Origin of the sequence: Pseudomonas sp. YH-1, from assembly GCF_051990045.1 — a bacterium.
In the GTDB taxonomy this organism is placed as follows: Bacteria; Pseudomonadota; Gammaproteobacteria; order Pseudomonadales; family Pseudomonadaceae; genus Pseudomonas; species Pseudomonas nicosulfuronedens.
Map to the genome: position 1 here is coordinate 2,160,063 of NZ_CP178184.1, position 15,808 is coordinate 2,175,870.

13 protein-coding genes and 3 tRNA genes are annotated in these 15,808 nt (G+C 62.4%); 11 read left to right on the forward strand and 5 right to left on the reverse strand.

The genetic code is table 11. From position 1 onward, the window contains the following. Positions 1-418: 418 nt before the first annotated feature. Positions 419-2,983, forward strand: a complete 2,565-nt coding sequence (gene clpB, locus ACKI1H_RS10235; RefSeq protein WP_440468284.1) for an ATP-dependent chaperone ClpB — start codon at positions 419-421, stop codon at positions 2,981-2,983. A 127-nt stretch (positions 2,984-3,110) separates the two neighbouring features. Here clpB and ACKI1H_RS10240 read toward each other — a convergent pair whose 3' ends face one another. Both ACKI1H_RS10240 and ACKI1H_RS10245 read right to left on the reverse strand, forming a co-directional pair. Continuing rightward, positions 3,111-3,464, reverse strand: a complete 354-nt coding sequence (locus tag ACKI1H_RS10240) for a PilZ domain-containing protein (protein ID WP_280050262.1) — start codon at positions 3,462-3,464, stop codon at positions 3,111-3,113. An 11-nt stretch (positions 3,465-3,475) separates the two neighbouring features. Continuing rightward, positions 3,476-5,779, reverse strand: coding sequence for a DUF1631 domain-containing protein (locus ACKI1H_RS10245; RefSeq protein WP_440468285.1), 2,304 nt, complete (start codon positions 5,777-5,779; stop codon positions 3,476-3,478). A 217-nt stretch (positions 5,780-5,996) separates the two neighbouring features. On the opposite strand from ACKI1H_RS10245, the gene ACKI1H_RS10250 reads away from it, so the two are divergent. The 8 genes from ACKI1H_RS10250 (at position 5,997) to cyoE (ending at position 12,059) form a co-directional block, all read left to right on the forward strand. Next, positions 5,997-6,072: transfer RNA gene (locus tag ACKI1H_RS10250), tRNA-Asn, on the forward strand. Positions 6,073-6,081: 9 nt separating this feature from the next. Further along, a tRNA-Pro gene (locus ACKI1H_RS10255) sits at positions 6,082-6,158 on the forward strand. Between the two features lie 6 nt (positions 6,159-6,164). Continuing rightward, a tRNA-Lys gene (locus ACKI1H_RS10260) sits at positions 6,165-6,240 on the forward strand. 937 nt (positions 6,241-7,177) lie between these two features. Continuing rightward, positions 7,178-8,173, forward strand: a complete 996-nt coding sequence (cyoA, locus tag ACKI1H_RS10265; RefSeq protein ID WP_138526808.1) for a ubiquinol oxidase subunit II — start codon at positions 7,178-7,180, stop codon at positions 8,171-8,173. A gap of 6 nt (positions 8,174-8,179) precedes the next feature. Next, entirely contained in the window at positions 8,180-10,162 is a 1,983-nt protein-coding gene (cyoB, locus tag ACKI1H_RS10270; RefSeq protein WP_138526809.1) for a cytochrome o ubiquinol oxidase subunit I, read from the forward strand. 3 nt (positions 10,163-10,165) lie between these two features. After that, positions 10,166-10,795 carry a cytochrome o ubiquinol oxidase subunit III gene (cyoC, locus tag ACKI1H_RS10275; protein ID WP_024765644.1) on the forward strand — a complete coding sequence of 210 codons (630 nt, stop codon included), beginning with the start codon at positions 10,166-10,168 and terminating at the stop codon, positions 10,793-10,795. Beyond that, positions 10,795-11,160 (forward strand): cytochrome o ubiquinol oxidase subunit IV, encoded by a 366-nt coding sequence (gene cyoD / locus ACKI1H_RS10280; protein ID WP_024765643.1) that lies wholly within the window; start codon positions 10,795-10,797, stop codon positions 11,158-11,160. The genes cyoC and cyoD overlap by 1 nt, the downstream gene beginning before the upstream one ends. An 11-nt stretch (positions 11,161-11,171) precedes the next feature. Next, positions 11,172-12,059, forward strand: a complete 888-nt coding sequence (gene cyoE, locus ACKI1H_RS10285) for a heme o synthase (protein WP_440468286.1) — start codon at positions 11,172-11,174, stop codon at positions 12,057-12,059. Positions 12,060-12,267: 208 nt separating this feature from the next. Here the strand turns inward: cyoE and ACKI1H_RS10290 are convergent, their stop codons facing one another. The 3 genes from ACKI1H_RS10290 to ACKI1H_RS10300 all read right to left on the reverse strand — a co-directional run bounded on the left by ACKI1H_RS10290 (position 12,268) and on the right by ACKI1H_RS10300 (position 14,514). Continuing rightward, a complete protein-coding gene (locus ACKI1H_RS10290; protein WP_440468287.1) occupies positions 12,268-13,566 on the reverse strand; it encodes an NAD(P)/FAD-dependent oxidoreductase in 1,299 nt (432 codons plus the stop codon). A 53-nt stretch (positions 13,567-13,619) separates the two neighbouring features. Continuing rightward, positions 13,620-13,790 (reverse strand): DUF3094 family protein, encoded by a 171-nt coding sequence (locus tag ACKI1H_RS10295; RefSeq protein WP_138526811.1) that lies wholly within the window; start codon positions 13,788-13,790, stop codon positions 13,620-13,622. A gap of 94 nt (positions 13,791-13,884) precedes the next feature. Continuing rightward, positions 13,885-14,514: a DUF1780 domain-containing protein gene (locus tag ACKI1H_RS10300; RefSeq protein ID WP_440468288.1), complete on the reverse strand. Its 630-nt coding sequence runs from the start codon at positions 14,512-14,514 to the stop codon at positions 13,885-13,887. Between the two features lie 122 nt (positions 14,515-14,636). Between ACKI1H_RS10300 and ACKI1H_RS10305 the strand changes: the two genes are divergently transcribed. Both ACKI1H_RS10305 and ACKI1H_RS10310 read left to right on the forward strand, forming a co-directional pair. After that, positions 14,637-15,071 (forward strand): FAD/FMN-containing dehydrogenase, encoded by a 435-nt coding sequence (locus tag ACKI1H_RS10305; protein WP_138526821.1) that lies wholly within the window; start codon positions 14,637-14,639, stop codon positions 15,069-15,071. Further along, the gene (locus tag ACKI1H_RS10310) at positions 15,068-15,757 is read left to right on the forward strand and encodes an energy-coupling factor ABC transporter permease (RefSeq protein WP_138526813.1); all 690 of its coding nucleotides are present in this window, start codon (positions 15,068-15,070) and stop codon (positions 15,755-15,757) included. Before ACKI1H_RS10305 ends, ACKI1H_RS10310 begins: the two co-directional genes overlap by 4 nt. Positions 15,758-15,808: the final 51 nt, after the last annotated feature.

Below are 15,808 nucleotides of genomic sequence, written 5' to 3' on the forward strand. Positions count from 1 at the left end.
AGGATGGCTGGTCTACATAGGCGAAAGCTCTCTCGCTTCATCGAGGCTTCAGGGGCTCAGGTCGACCGACCATTCCGGCCTCAATGGAGCACTCGTGACGTGAGTCTTCGGTCTCAATATGCTTTCTTAGGGTGAGCCCCGTATGGGCGGATGTTTCTCTGGAGGGTGTCCTGCTCTTGGAGTGGATCTTGTTTGCGACAACCGGACCCTCTGTAAGCTTCGAGAAAAAGATTCGCTGTTAGGAACGCTCTCGTCAAATTGCGCCGGACGCCATGCCAATACCACGACCTGACCGGTGTCATGGCTAAATGGCTTGAACCGACCAAAATAGCCCTTATCTATCTGGCATCCCGGCGGGTTAGTCGTGACCAGGGGCACTCATCGCTCCGGCCCGCCATAGAAAGGAAGGACGACCCTCATGCGAATCGACCGTTTGACCAGCAAGCTCCAGCTTGCACTCTCCGATGCCCAGTCCCTGGCCGTTGGACATGACCACCCGGCCATCGAGCCGGTGCACCTGCTGTCCGCGCTGATCGATCAGCAGGGCGGCTCCATCAAGCCCCTGCTGATGCAGGTCGGCTTCGATATTCCGGCGCTACGCTCCTCTCTCAATAAGGAGATGGACACGCTGCCGAAGATCCAGAACCCCACCGGCGATGTGAACCTGTCGCAGGACCTGGCGCGCCTGCTCAACCAGGCCGACCGCCTGGCCCAGCAGAAGGGCGACCAGTTCATCTCCAGCGAACTCGTGCTGCTCGCCGCCATGGACGACAGCACCAAGCTTGGCAAGCTGCTGACCAGCCAGGGCGTCTCCAAGAAGGCCCTGGAGAATGCTGTGGCCAACCTGCGGGGTGGCGAGGCGGTCAACGACCCGAACGCCGAGGATTCGCGCCAGGCGCTGGACAAGTACACCGTCGACATGACCAAGCGTGCCGAGGACGGCAAGCTCGACCCGGTGATCGGCCGTGACGACGAAATCCGCCGGACCATCCAGGTCCTGCAGCGCCGCACCAAGAACAACCCCGTGCTGATCGGCGAACCCGGCGTCGGCAAGACCGCTATCGTCGAAGGCCTGGCCCAGCGCATCGTCAACGGCGAAGTACCCGACGGCCTGAAGGACAAGCGCCTGCTGGCGCTGGACATGGGCTCGCTGATCGCCGGCGCCAAGTTCCGCGGCGAGTTCGAGGAGCGCCTGAAGGCCGTGCTCAACGAGCTGTCCAAGCAGGAAGGCCGGATCATCCTGTTCATCGACGAACTGCACACCATGGTCGGCGCCGGCAAGGCCGAGGGCGCCATGGACGCCGGCAACATGCTCAAGCCGGCCCTGGCCCGTGGCGAGCTGCACTGCGTCGGTGCCACCACCCTGGACGAATACCGCCAGTACATCGAGAAGGACGCCGCCCTGGAGCGCCGCTTCCAGAAAGTCCTGGTGGATGAGCCGAGCGAGGAAGACACCATCGCTATCCTGCGGGGCCTGAAAGAGCGCTACGAGGTGCACCACGGCGTGACCATTACCGACGGCGCGATCATCGCCGCGGCCAAGCTCAGCCACCGCTACATCACCGACCGCCAGCTGCCGGACAAGGCCATCGACCTGATCGACGAGGCGGCCAGCCGCATCCGCATGGAGATCGACTCCAAGCCGGAAGAACTCGATCGTCTGGATCGCCGCCTGATCCAGCTGAAGATCGAGCGCGAGGCGCTGAAGAAGGAAGACGACGAGGCCACCAAGAAACGCCTCGCCAAGCTGGAAGAGGACATCGCCAAGCTCGAGCGCGAGTACGCCGACCTCGAGGAAATCTGGAAATCGGAGAAAGCCGAGGTCCAGGGTTCCGCGCAGATCCAGCAGAAGATCGAGCAGGCCAAGCAGGAAATGGAAACCGCACGGCGCAAGGGCGACCTGGAAACCATGGCGCGCATCCAGTACCAGACCATTCCGGACCTGGAACGCAGCCTGCAGATGGTCGACCAGCACGGTCAGACCGAGAAGCAGCTGCTGCGCAACAAGGTGACCGACGAGGAAATCGCCGAGGTCGTCGCCAAGTGGACCGGCATTCCGGTGTCCAAGATGCTTGAAGGCGAACGCGAGAAGCTGCTGCGCATGGAAGACGAGCTGCATAAGCGCGTCATCGGTCAGAACGAGGCCGTGGTGGCCGTCTCCAATGCCGTGCGCCGTTCCCGCGCAGGCCTGGCGGACCCGAATCGCCCCAGCGGCTCCTTCCTCTTCCTCGGCCCGACCGGGGTGGGCAAGACCGAGCTGTGCAAGGCCCTGGCCGAATTCCTCTTCGATACCGAGGAAGCGCTGGTGCGCATCGACATGTCCGAGTTCATGGAGAAGCACTCCGTGGCTCGCCTGATCGGCGCACCTCCGGGCTACGTCGGCTATGAAGAGGGTGGCTATCTGACCGAGGCCGTGCGTCGTAAGCCGTACTCCGTGGTGCTGCTCGACGAAGTCGAGAAAGCCCACCCGGACGTCTTCAACGTGCTGCTGCAGGTGCTGGAAGATGGCCGTCTCACCGACAGCCATGGCCGCACCGTGGACTTCCGCAACACCGTAGTGGTGATGACCTCGAACCTTGGTTCGGCGCAGATTCAGGAGCTGGTGGGCGATCATGAAGCGCAACATGCCGCCGTCATGGATGCGGTGAATGCGCACTTCCGTCCGGAATTCATCAACCGGATCGATGAAGTGGTGGTCTTCGAGCCGCTGGCCCGTGAGCAGATTGCCGGCATTGCCAAAATCCAGATGGGGCGCCTGCGCAAGCGCCTGGCCGAACGCGAGCTGAGCCTGGAGCTGAGCGACGAGGCGATGGACAAGCTGATCGCCGTCGGCTTCGACCCGGTGTATGGCGCGCGGCCGCTCAAACGCGCGATTCAGCGCTGGATCGAGAACCCGCTGGCGCAACTGATCCTGGCTGGCAAGTTCAACCCTGGCACGCAGATCCATGCCAAGGTCGAGAACGACGAGATAGTCTTCTCCTGATCCGAGCTCCACGAAAAAGCCCGCCAATTGGCGGGCTTTTTCTTTGGCTCTTCGTAGGAGCGAGCTTGCTCGCGAACAGCCCCCGCAGTGGGGCTCGGTTCGCCGGCAGACGCGCTCCTACAAATGCTCAGCTGGACTGGTCGCCACCTCCCAGCATGACAAGCAGTTGCTCGATCAGCTCCGCCTGATCCTCGGCGATATCGATGATGTGGAAACCCGCCCAGCCCAGCTGGCCGTCGGTGCCGGCGCGACTCCAAAGGCAGTCGGCGCCGAGCTGGATTTCGCCGATCTCGTCCAGTGGCGGTGCCGGTACCAGGTGGCACTCCCAGACCGAGTCGGCCTCTGGTACGTCCACTCCGCAGAGCATAAACCCCTCAGCGGACAGGTCGGCAAGCCGGCCCAGGCTGCGCCCGGTGTGGCGGTCGAAGACTTCCACGGTCAGCCCGGTCTGCTGCCGGCTATGCTGGCGACGTTCACTCATCGACTGCTCCCTCAGGTCTGGGCCGGGCTGCGCCCGGAAGTAAAGCGTTGCAGGACACGGTAGATCGCGCTCAGCGCACGATCCATCAACGGGGCGGACTGTTCCGTCGGTACCAGGCGGACCCTGCCCGCTTCCATCTCCTGGGCCAACTGCACTATCGGTTTGACCGCCACCCGTTGCCCGGTGTGGTCGACGAACATGTAGTTGCGGGTGGTCGGGCTGAACCACGAAAGCTTGAGCCGACGCGCCGGCGTGGTGTCGCTGAATTCAAACCAGGTACCGAACTCCAGGTGGCTCAGCTCCTTCATCAATACCCGCACGCGCTCGGAGAGCGCCTCGCCGTTGGGCTTGACCAGGGTATGGCCCTCGGCGCCAAGCATGGCGCCCAGCGGACTCTCCGGCAGCTCCTGCTTGAGTTGCGCGGCTATCTGCGGTTGCTGTGCCTGGATCGCGTGCTGGCAGGCAACCAGATCCTGCAACAGCCGGCGGATGCCGTCTTCGTGGTAACCGCCCAGCACTTCCAGACCCTTGCGCAGCTCTTCCAGGAGGGCCAGGCGGATGGCCTGCAGATGATCGCGACCGGCGGCATCCAGCGGCGTCACGCTCCAGGCGAGTTGTTCACCCACTTCGCAGGCGCGTTTCCATTCGTCGCTGTGCTCACCGCTGCGTAACACGATGAAGGTAAGAGCGTCGCACCAGCTCATTTCCAGGAAGTTGCGTACCAGCTCCGGCAAGTCGCGATCCTGTGTCACCTTGGCGATGGCGTCCAGCGCGTGCTCACGGGCGGCCAGCAGGCGGTCGCGGCCACGGGCGGCCTCCATGGCGCGGCGTTCGCGCAGCTCGACCTTCTGCCGCAGGTTGCTGACGTATTCGTTGAAATCGCCCAGCAGACTGTCGAACAGCGACAGATCGCCGACGAAGTCCTGGATTACTCGCTCGACCACCCAGTGCATCTTCGCCAGCAAAGCGCGCTCCTCGCCCTCGCCGCCATACAGCACGCCGGCCTGGGCCATGGCGTTGAGCAGCTTGCGTGCCGGATGGTGATGCTGGGTGAACAGCTGCTTGTCCAGCAGGGCGACCTTGAGGAAGGGCGTATGCAGGTGGGAGAGGGTGGTCTTGCAGCTGTCCGGCAGGTTTTCGTCGTCAAGGATGAAGTCGAAGACCATGCCCACCAGGTCGATGACGTCGGCCTCCTGGTCGGTCAGCCGGGTGTTCTTCGGTTGCGCGCTGCCGGCTTCCAGGTGGCGCTGCAGATCGGCTTTCAAGGCATCGACCGGTTGCGGCTGGCGCAGGCGCTGGGCCAGCTCGTGGGCCGATTCGCGCTGCAGGCGGTTCAATGCTTCCAGCAGCTCATTGGCGCTATAGGTCGTCGTGGCGGTGGTGGGGCCGAAGCTGACGATACTCTGGGTGTTGCCGAACAACGTGGCCTTGTCGCCGCGCCGACGGCGTTCGGCGAGCAGCACGGCGAGGCCCCCGAACAGGGCATTGCGGTCGCCGGGTGGCATGTCCGGCAGGTCACTGGCGCTGTAGGGCGGCAGCACTGGTGCCCCGTCGTCCGGCATCGTGGTGCTTTTCTCCGCAATCTTCGCCGGGCGTGGTGTGTGGGAGGACGCCGGGCGCTGGCCTTGCGGGCGGTATTTCAGGTTGGGCAGGACCCCGCCGTCGGCCAGGCGCTTGTTCAGCTGTTCATATATAGGTTGCAGATGCTGCATGACCTGTTGGTCGAACAGCACATAAAGGATGGTCTTGATCCGCAGCGGGAAGACACTGCGCGCCAGGGTGTCGCGGAACGCCTGGGCAATGGCCTGCGGGCCGAAGGGATTACGGTCCTCGCCCAGCTTGCTGCCGTTGTTGAGCAGTGCCAGGCGCTGATCCAGCGCGAACAGCTGCTGTGCACAGTGCGCGCGCACCTGGTTGACCATGTTGGTCACCAGCAGCGTTTCTTCATATTCGTCGTTGCCGACCAGGGTCAGCTGGTCCATGTCCAGCTCTTCAAGCGGCTCCGTGAGAGGCAGTTTGCCTTCGAGGAAGTCGCTCAGGCCCTGGGCGATGCGCTGGTGGTAGAAGCGCTCGAGGTTCGGCCGCTCGCGGCGGACTTCGCGCATGGCGTCGAAGAACAGGGCCTGGACCTGGTTGTTCTCGGCTTTCTCGGCGCATTCGAAGAGCGCGTCGTCCACCTGGGCGAAGACATTGCCCAGGAGCTCGGCAAGGTGATTCATCGCCAACTGGCGGCAAGCCTGCACCAACTCGCCGAAGCGGGGCTGGATCACCCGGCTGGCGATGGGGGAGGGCGGTGGGGTGTCCTTGTTGCTCATGGCCATCCTGTGCGTGATCGTTCCGTTTACACCCGCGGTGGATCACTCGAGTTTTTCCATGCAGATATAGCAATCAGCCTGGCCCCCTGCAAAGCACAGAAAAACTTTTTGGATCAGAGTGTTGACAGACGTTTCGATATACGTAAAATGGCGCGCCTCTGATACGGGATTCCGGTGAAGCCGGAAGCGAAGTGGAAGAGATTGAAAGGTTCGTCGTTCCGCGATAGCTCAGTCGGTAGAGCAAATGACTGTTAATCATTGGGTCCCTGGTTCGAGTCCAGGTCGCGGAGCCAACTTTCAAACGGGGTATAGCGCAGTCCGGTAGCGCGCTTGCTTTGGGAGCAAGATGTCGGGAGTTCGAATCCCCCTACCCCGACCAAATTCAGGGTCGTTAGCTCAGTCGGTAGAGCAGTTGGCTTTTAACCAATTGGTCGTAGGTTCGAATCCTACACGACCCACCATATCAGGCTCGCAAGAGCCAAGAAAAGCCCGCAGTCTCATAGAGACTGCGGGCTTTTTCTTTTTCCGCAACAATCGCCTCTTCCAGATCCTGTCGTAGAACATTCATCCGCACTCCTTTGTGACGATCGTTTCGTGCTTTGCACTCGGAACGATCGTCACAATTGGTCGCATATTAGCCCTTGCAAAAAGCCTGATGCGTCGATGTGTCGCAGGATGCGCGGAGCCATTTTCGAGCTTTTGAAAAGGTTCTTGATCGCCGTCATGGCAAGGTCTTTGCCAGATGCTTTAGCGGCTCGCGGAAGGTCTTTCTTGAAGGGCTGAAACGCCCGTGGTTCATGGGGCCGACGTATTTTCGTGGAGGCCGGAGCCGAGACTTGGCAGGGAGGGAAAGCCCCTTTCTCTCATGTGTTAATTGGGTGTTTTCTGAACGATTCGAGTCGGGACTGTTTCATGGGGTGAGAAAATATCTTGTTAAAAATGAAAGGCCGGGGCCTTGAAAGGGGTTTCTGAAATGCTTTGTAATACCCGCCGTCCATTTCCTACCCCCAAATCGCTGAGTCGCACTGACGTAGATCAAGGCCAGTGCTCACCCTTCGGTGCAGCGGCATAACAACAGGGGGCTGCCATCGGTGGGCTCCTGTCATACGACGAGTCGGGCAATCCGCTCGTGCATCCGGTGTGCGACGCGCGCGCTTCAACGAGCCGCCAGTCCAGACACCACACGCTGAATAACACGGAACGAATCAGCTGACGAAATCGGTTTCGCATCGCGAAGACCGGGCGACCTCCCTTTGCCTGGAATCCTTGCGGCCGCGTTCGTGAATCCATGACAGCCCTGGCAGGCGGCTTGGAAAAGTCGCGGGTAACGAGTCGTCGAGCAATGCGTGGCGAAGGCTCATGGGCGGTGAAGCGATTTTCATCCACTAAGGCCGCAAGATGAAAAAAGAGCAGTACACAGGAATTTTGAAGAGACTTGCGTTTCTGCCGATGCTGATGCTCGGCGGTTGCAACATGGCGCTGTTCGACCCGAAAGGGCAGGTCGGCGCTGACGAGAAGTCCCTGATCATCACGGCAACCCTGCTGATGCTGATCGTGGTGGTGCCGGTCATCCTGATGACCTTCGCGTTCGCCTGGAAATACCGGGCTTCGAACACCAAGGCCACCTACATGCCGGACTGGTCCCACTCGACCAAGATCGAGCTGGTGGTTTGGCTGGTGCCCTGCGTGATCATCGCCGTGCTCGGCTGGATCACCTGGGAAAGCACCCACAAGCTGGACCCGTACCGTCCGCTGGACTCCGAGGTCAAGCCGGTGACCATCCAGGCCATCTCGCTGGACTGGAAGTGGCTGTTCATCTACCCGGAACAGGGTATCGCCACCGTCAACGAAATCGCTTTCCCGAAAGACACCCCGGTGAACTTCCAGATCACCTCGGATTCGGTGATGAACTCGTTCTTCATCCCGCAGCTGGGTAGCCAGATCTACTCCATGGCCGGAATGATGACCAAGCTGCACCTGATCGCCAACGAAGAAGGCGTGTTCGACGGCATCTCCGCGAACTACAGCGGCGGCGGCTTCTCGGGCATGAAGTTCAAGGCCATCTCCACCTCCGAGCAGGGCTTCCAGGATTGGGTCGCGAAGGTCAAGGCCTCGCAGCAGACCCTGAACCTGGACCAGTACCCGGAGCTGGTGAAACCGACCGAGAACGTCCCGGCCACCTACTTCTCCACCGTCAGCCCCGAGCTGTTCTCCCACGTGCTGAACAAGTGGGAACACGCCGGCCACGCGATGGCCAAGGCCCACGAAGCCAAAGAGCAGGCCGAGAAGGGCGAGCACGGCGAAGCAGCGCATGACGAGGCCGCCATGGCGGGCCACGACATGAGCAACATGCAAGGCATGCCTGGCATGCAAATGAATCCGAGCCAGGAGTAACCGCAGATGTTCGGGAAACTGACACTGTCGGCCGTGCCGTATCACGAGCCGATCATCGTCATCACGTTGGCCATCGTCGCCCTGTTGGGCCTCGGTGTGTTCGGCGCGATCACCTACTACCGCAAGTGGACCTACCTGTGGACCGAATGGCTGACGTCCATCGACCACAAGAAAATCGGCGTGATGTACATCATCGTCGCCCTGGTCATGCTGCTGCGCGGCTTTGCCGACGCCATCATGATGCGCGGCCAGCTCGCGCTGGCTGAAGGCGCCAACCACGGCTACCTGCCGCCGGAACACTACGACCAGATCTTCACCGCTCACGGCGTGATCATGATCATCTTCATGGCCATGCCCTTCATGACCGGTCTGATGAACCTGGCCGTGCCGCTGCAGATCGGCGCACGTGACGTGGCGTTCCCCTTCCTGAACTCCCTGAGCTTCTGGCTGCTGGTCGTCAGCGCCATGCTGGTGAACGTATCCCTAGGCCTGGGTGAATTCGCCCGTACCGGCTGGGTCGCCTACCCGCCGCTGTCCGAGCTGGCCTACAGCCCGGGCGTGGGTGTGGACTACTACATCTGGGCACTACAGATATCGGGTATGGGTACCTTGCTCACGGGTATCAACTTCCTGGTGACCGTGTTCAAGATGCGTACCCCCGGCATGAAGCTGATGCAGATGCCGATCTTCACCTGGACCTGCACCTTCGCCAACATCCTGATCGTTGCGTCGTTCCCGATCCTGACCGCGGCCCTGGGCCTGCTGTCGCTGGACCGTTACTTCGACATGCACTTCTTCACCAACGAGCTGGGCGGCAACGCCATGATGTACATCAACCTCTTCTGGGCCTGGGGCCATCCTGAGGTGTACATCCTGATCCTGCCGGCTTTCGGTATCTTCTCCGAAGTCACCGCGACCTTCGCTGGCAAGCGCATGTTCGGCTACACCTCGATGGTGTGGGCGAGCGCTGCGATCACCTTCCTCGGCTTCACCGTGTGGCTGCACCACTTCTTCACCATGGGTTCGGGCGGCGACGTCAACGGCTTCTTCGGCGTGGCGACCATGCTGATCTCCATCCCGACCGGGGTGAAGCTGTTCAACTGGCTGTTCACCATCTACCGTGGCCGCCTGCGCTTCGACACCCCGATCCTGTGGACCCTGGGCTTCATCGTCACCTTCACCATCGGTGGCATGACCGGCGTTCTGCTGGCCATCCCGGGCGCTGACTACCTGCTGCACAACAGCCTGTTCCTGATCGCCCACTTCCACAACACCATCATCGGTGGTGCGGTGTTCGGTTACCTGGCCGGCTTCGTCTTCTGGTTCCCGAAAGCCTTCGGCTTCAAGCTGGACGAGAAGTGGGGCAAGCGCTCCTTCTGGTGCTGGCTGGTCGGCTTCTACATGGCCTTCATGCCGCTGTACATCCTCGGCTTCATGGGCATGACCCGTCGCCTGAACCACTACGACAACCCGATGTGGAAGCCGTACCTGGTGGTGGCCTTCTTCGGCGCCGTGCTGATCTTCTTCGGTATCGCCTGCCAGCTGATCCAGCTGCTGGTCTCGATCAAGAACCGCAAGCAACTGGCCGACCTGACTGGCGACCCGTGGGGTGGCCGTACCCTGGAATGGTCCACTTCCTCGCCGCCGCCGTACTACAACTTCGCCGAACTGCCGAAGGTCAACGACATCGACGCGTTCCACGACATGAAGCAGACCGGTACCGCATACCGCAAGCTGCCGGCCTACGCGCCGATCCACATGCCGAAGAACACCGCCGCTGGCTTCTCCATCGCCGTGTTCGCCTTCCTCTTCGGCTTCGCTGCCATCTGGCACATCTGGTGGCTGGTGGGTGTTGGCTTCGTCGGCATGATCGCCTCGGTCATCGTGCGCAGCTACATCACCGACGTGGACTACTACGTCCAGCCGGATGAGATCGAGCGCATCGAGAACGCCAACTTCCAGCAACTCGCCTCCGCACAGCAGGTATAAACCATGTCGACGGCAGTACTTGATCAACACCTGGTCGATACGCACGAAGCGGCGCACGACCATGACCATGCTCACGACAGCGGCGGTATGACGGTATTCGGCTTCTGGCTGTACCTGATGACCGACTGCATCCTGTTCGCGAGCGTCTTCGCCACCTACGCCGTGCTGGTCAACCACACGGCCGGCGGCCCGAGCGGCAAGGACATCTTCGAACTGCCCTACGTGGCCGTCGAAACCGCGATCCTGCTGATCTCCTCCTGCACCTACGGCCTGGCCATGCTGGCCGCGCACAAGGGTGCCAAGGGCAAGGCCATCGCCTGGCTCGGCGTGACCTTCCTCTGTGGCGCGGCGTTCATCGGCATGGAACTCAACGAGTTCCATCACCTGATCGTCGAAGGCTTCGGCCCGAGCCGCAGCGCCTTCCTGTCGTCCTTCTTCACCCTGGTCGGCATGCACGGCCTGCACGTATCCGCAGGCCTGCTGTGGATGCTGGTGCTGATGGCGCAGATCGGCACTCGTGGCCTGACCGCGCAGAACAACACCCGCATGATGTGCCTGAGCCTGTTCTGGCACTTCCTGGACATCGTCTGGATCTGCGTCTTCACCGTCGTCTACCTGATGGGGGCTCTGTAATGTCCGCTGCTGCACATCATCACGACTCCCACGGCGCCCACGGCCACGATTCCCACGGTGCCGGCCACGGCAGCCTGGGCTCATACGCCATCGGCTTCGTGCTCTCGGTGATCCTGACCGCGATCCCGTTCTACATGGTCATCGACGGCGGCTTCTCGCGTCACGCCACCCTGCTGACCATGGTGATCCTGGGCCTGGTTCAGGTCGTCGTGCACCTGATCTGCTTCCTGCACATGAACTTCAGCTCCGAAGGCCGCTGGAACGTCATGGCATTCATCTTCACCGCCATCATCATTCTGCTGGTGGTCGGTCTGTCGCTGTGGATCATCTACACCGCAGACACCCTGATGATGCCAATGCCCTGAGGGCCGATGCCGTGAAACTCAAGCGTTATCTCCTGGTTGCCAAGCCGGGCATCATCTTCGGAAACCTGATCGCGGTGGCGGGGGGATACTTCCTCGCCGCTCGCGGCAGCGTTGACCCGATGCTGCTGCTGGCCACCGTGATCGGCCTGTCCCTGGTCGTTGCCAGCGGTTGTGTGTTCAACAACTGCATCGACCGCGACATCGATCGCTTCATGGAGCGTACCCGCAGTCGTGTCACCGTAACCGGGCAGATCTCGCTGAAGGCCGCCCTGGCCCACGGCGTGGTCCTCGGCGCGGCGGGCTTCGGCCTACTGGCGTGGAAGACCAACGTGCAGGCCACTCTGCTCGCTGCGTTCGGCTTCTTCGTCTACGTCGTGCTCTACAGCCTCTGGCTCAAGCGCAGTTCGGTCTACGGCACACTGGTCGGCAGTCTCTCCGGAGCCATGCCGCCGGTGGTGGGTTACTGTGCCGCGAGCGGTCACTTCGACATGGGCGCGGCGGTGCTGCTGCTGATCTTCTGCCTCTGGCAGATGCCGCACAGCTACGCCATCGCGATCTTCCGCCTCAACGACTACCGCGCCGCCGGGATTCCCGTGCTGCCGGTGGAGCGGGGCATCGAAGCGACCAAGAAGCAGATCCTCTACTACGTCGTGGCCTTCGGCCTGGCGACCCTGCTGCTGACCGTGACCGGCTTTGCCGGCTACGGTTACCTGGTGGTGGCGCTGGCCGTCAGTGCCTGGTGGCTGTTCATCGCGGTGAAAGGCTTCAGTGCCGAAGACGACCGCCGCTGGGCCCGCCAGTTGTTCGCCTTCTCCATCATCGCGATCAGCGTGCTGAGCCTGATGATGTCCATCGACTTCCAGACCATTCCGGCCCAGTCGATGTTGGCGGCGCTGTAAGGCTGCTCTGCTGCAACGAAAAAGCCGCCCCTCGGGGCGGCTTTTTTGTGCCTGGTATTTCCTGGCGATGTGGCTTATGTAGGAGCGAGCTTGCTCGCGAACGCTCTTTGCCGGCAGATCCAGAGCTGGGGCGGTTCGCGAGCAAGCTCGCTCCTGTAGGGTGCTTCGGGTCGTGCAGGAGCGGACTGCGCCCGCGATCGCTACCCGATCAGTGCAGCTTCAAGCGCGGCTCGGTGCTGCGTCCGATGCGATCCGCGATCATCAGCAGCGCGGTGCGGAACGGCCCGTAAAGCGCCACCTGGTGCATGCGGTACAGCGACACGTAGAACATCCGCGCGAGCCAGCCTTCCAGCTTCACGCTGCCCATCAGGTTGCCCATCAGATTTCCGACGGCACTGAAGCGCGACAGCGAGATCAGCGAGCCGTAGTCGGTGTAGCGGTACTCCGGAAGCGGCTTGCCATCCAGCTTCGCGACCAGTGCCTTGGCCAGCAGCGAAGCCTGCTGGTGCGCGGCCTGGGCGCGCGGCGGCACGGTGCGTTCGCTGCCATCACCCATAGGGCAGGCGGCGCAGTCACCGAAGGCGAAGATGTTGTCGTCGCGGGTCGTTTGCAGGGTCGAGCGGACCACCAACTGGTTGATGCGGTTGGTCTCCAGCCCGTCGATCTCCTTGAGCAGGCTCGGCGCGCGGATGCCCGCCGCCCAGACCTTCAGGCTTGCGGGGATGAACTCGCCGGCCGAAGTGCGCAGACCCTCGGCCGTCACTTCCTGTACAGCCGAACCAGTAGCCACACGTACGCCGAGTTTCTCCAGCGTCTGGTGGACTGGCTGGCTGATGCGCTCGGGCAGCGCCGGCAGCACACGCGGGCCAGCCTCGATCAGGGTGATGCGCATGTTCTGTGGCTGGATGCCAGTCAGGCCGTAGGCAGCCAGCTCCTGCGCGGCATGGTGCAGCTCAGCGGACAGCTCTACGCCCGTGGCGCCGGCACCGACGATGGCGACGCTGATCTGGTCGTCCTTGTCCTGTCCGGCATGGGCGCGCAGGTAATGGGTCAGCAGCAGCTTGTGGAAGCGCTCGGCCTGCTCGCGGGTGTCCAGGAAGATGCAGTGGTCTGCGGCCCCGGCGGTACCGAAGTCGTTGGTGGTGCTGCCGATGGAAAGGACCAGCGTGTCGTATTCCAGACTGCGCGCCGGCACCAGCTCTTCGCCTTGCTCATCGAGCGTGGCGGCGAGCTGGATGCGCTTGCTCGCGCGGTCCAGGCCGTCGAGGCGGCCGAGCTGGAATTCGAAGTGGTTCCATTTCGCCTGGGCGACGTAGTTCAGCTCATCCTCGGAGGAGTTGAGCGAGCCGGCGGCGACTTCGTGCAGCAGGGGTTTCCAGATGTGGGTGAGATTGGCGTCGACGAGCGTAATGCGCGCCTTGCCCTTTTTACCCAGGGTGCGGCCGAGACGGGTCGCGAGCTCCAGCCCGCCGGCGCCGCCGCCGACGATCACGATACGATGGGACATGGTGCATTCTCATAGCTTAAGGAATCCTGTATCGGCCCGTGGCGGCACGGCGCTCACGCAAGGTAGGCCAGGAGGCGGCTCAGCAAACCCAGGGCGACGACCACCGCAAGCAATCCGGCCATCATCAGCCAGGGCTTGAACGGAGCACGCTGGACCTGGTGGACGGGGGAGCTGAGGTACTGATCGACCTTCTGCTGGTCTTCGGGGCTCAGGCGACTGGGCATGGGCGGCCTCCGTTTATAATGTCGAGCATTCTAGTAGGGCTTGGGCGGCCTCTCAATGCACCGCCGATCAATGCAGCTTTGCGTCGTTGCCTATTTACAGGCCGACGCCCATGTCGAAAAGGATGCTGCGGCCCAGGCTGCCGCGCAGGAAATCCGGCGCGTCGCTGTGGGCGAAGAGCACGCGGGCGAAAGTCGGGCCCACCACCGATAGCGAGCGCCAACCCTGGCGCAGGTACTCGGTCGGCGGCGGAAAGGGCGTGTTGAAATCGGGTGTCTCGCGCTTGAGGCTGACAAAGGCGAGCAGGTCCAGTTCGCGTGGGTCGATGCCGCGCTCGGTATAGTTGTGCGCCTTCTTGCGCAGCGTCGGTGCCAGGCGCGCCTGCAGTTCCGCGCAGGGAATCCGCCGGGGCCGCTGCTCACGGCGGATCAGCTGGTTGATGCTCTGGGCCATGCGCCGGCGCAGCAATTCTTCCTTCCATTCCTCGTTGAGCCGACGGCCCTGGTCGAGCACGAAGAACACCTCGAAGGCAGCGTCGCGGAACAGCACATCCGGTGGCTGCTGCGAGGGCGCGATGAAGTCCTCCTGGCGATACGGCACCTTCAGCGCCTGCAGCAGGCGCTGGCAGGCCCAGCACTCCCGTTCCCACTTGCGGGCGTTGGAGAGGAAGTCGTTGGCTTGTTCCGCCTGGCGCGTCAGCAGGCGCAGATAGTCGGACTCGTTCATGTCTCAAGCATAGTTGCTGGCAACCGCAGGCGGGCGCCGATGGCGGTGTAGACTGTTGCCAATCATTGGCGGTTCCGGGCAAGGGGGGAAGCGTGAGACGAGTGCTGGGTGGGATGCTGTTGATGGTGCTGGCGAGCGTGGCAATGGCGCAGGAATCGCCTGCCACCGGTTGGACGCTGCTGGATCAGTACGACAAACCCTACACCGCCACAGCCGATCTGAAGGTGCTGCTGGTTGCCCACGATATGGCCGGCTCGAAGCTGGTAAAAGCCGCGCTGGCGGATCGCCCTAAGGGATACCTCGAATCGCGTAGCACAGCCTTCGTTGCCGATATCAGCCGCATGCCTGCGCCCATCTCGAAGCTGTTCGCCGTCCCCGCCATGCGCGACTACTCCTACCGCGTACTGCTCGACCGCGAGCCCCGCGTGGCCAACCGCTTCCCGGCCCAGGCGGATGCGGTGACCTGGCTGCAACTCGAACAAGGCAAGGTCGTCGCGACTCGCCAGTTCGACTCGGCTGAAGCCTTGCGTCAGGCGCTGGAGCAGGGCGAGCCGTGATCGCCGCACAGCTGTTGTCAGCGGAAACCCTGGAGATCGGCTGGGCGATCTATTTGCCCATCGTCGTCTGGGCCATCTGGCGCGCGCCCTGGGTGGAGCTGGTCAGCGACTTCCGCCGCCAGCACCTGGTGTTCGGCACCATGCTCGGGTTGTTCCTGCTCTGGCTGGTACGGCGCGACTTCGCTTCCGGGGTATCTTTCCACTTCATCGGCATGACGGCCGTGACCCTGCTGCTGGATTGGCCGCTGGCTATCATCGTCGGGCTCGTCGCACAGCTCGGGCTGTGCCTGATCGACCGCCAGGACTGGGCGGCCATCGGCGTGAACGGCATCCTGCTGGTGCTGATTCCGGTGCTGATCACCGAGGTCGCGGCGATCCTCGTCGAGCGCCGGCAGCCGCGAAACCTGTTCGTCTACATCTTCTGCTCAGGCTTCTTCCCGGCGGCGCTGGCGGCGGTGTGCAGCCTGCTATTGGGCCTTGGCCTGTTGTGGATGGATGGACTGTTCCCGATGCCACCGTGGATCGAGGATTTCATCGGCTACCTCTGGCTAATCATGTTCCCCGAGGCCTTCATCAACGGCACCATCGTGACCGGACTGGTGGTCTTCTACCCTGACTGGCTGGAGACCTTCAATCGCACGCGCTACTTGCAGGCGCCGTGGAAGGATGACGATGAGCCGCACTGATGTTCAGCCATCTGCGAGGCTCATGGCCCAGGCGATTTGATCCAGGTCAGT

What these genes read in the sequence shown, in the direction of transcription:
- cyoB (WP_138526809.1), top strand. Translation starts at nt 8,180, where the DNA reads ATGTTCGGGAAACTGACACTGTCGGCCGTGCCGTATCACGAGCCGATC.
- ACKI1H_RS10305 (WP_138526821.1), top strand. Translation starts at nt 14,637, where the DNA reads ATGGTGCTGGCGAGCGTGGCAATGGCGCAGGAATCGCCTGCCACCGGT.
- cyoC (WP_024765644.1), top strand. Translation starts at nt 10,166, where the DNA reads ATGTCGACGGCAGTACTTGATCAACACCTGGTCGATACGCACGAAGCG.
- ACKI1H_RS10290 (WP_440468287.1), bottom strand. Translation starts at nt 13,566, where the DNA reads ATGTCCCATCGTATCGTGATCGTCGGCGGCGGCGCCGGCGGGCTGGAG.
- clpB (WP_440468284.1), top strand. Translation starts at nt 419, where the DNA reads ATGCGAATCGACCGTTTGACCAGCAAGCTCCAGCTTGCACTCTCCGAT.
- ACKI1H_RS10245 (WP_440468285.1), bottom strand. Translation starts at nt 5,779, where the DNA reads ATGAGCAACAAGGACACCCCACCGCCCTCCCCCATCGCCAGCCGGGTG.
- ACKI1H_RS10295 (WP_138526811.1), bottom strand. Translation starts at nt 13,790, where the DNA reads ATGCCCAGTCGCCTGAGCCCCGAAGACCAGCAGAAGGTCGATCAGTAC.
- cyoA (WP_138526808.1), top strand. Translation starts at nt 7,178, where the DNA reads ATGAAAAAAGAGCAGTACACAGGAATTTTGAAGAGACTTGCGTTTCTG.
- ACKI1H_RS10300 (WP_440468288.1), bottom strand. Translation starts at nt 14,514, where the DNA reads ATGAACGAGTCCGACTATCTGCGCCTGCTGACGCGCCAGGCGGAACAA.
- cyoD (WP_024765643.1), top strand. Translation starts at nt 10,795, where the DNA reads ATGTCCGCTGCTGCACATCATCACGACTCCCACGGCGCCCACGGCCAC.
- ACKI1H_RS10240 (WP_280050262.1), bottom strand. Translation starts at nt 3,464, where the DNA reads ATGAGTGAACGTCGCCAGCATAGCCGGCAGCAGACCGGGCTGACCGTG.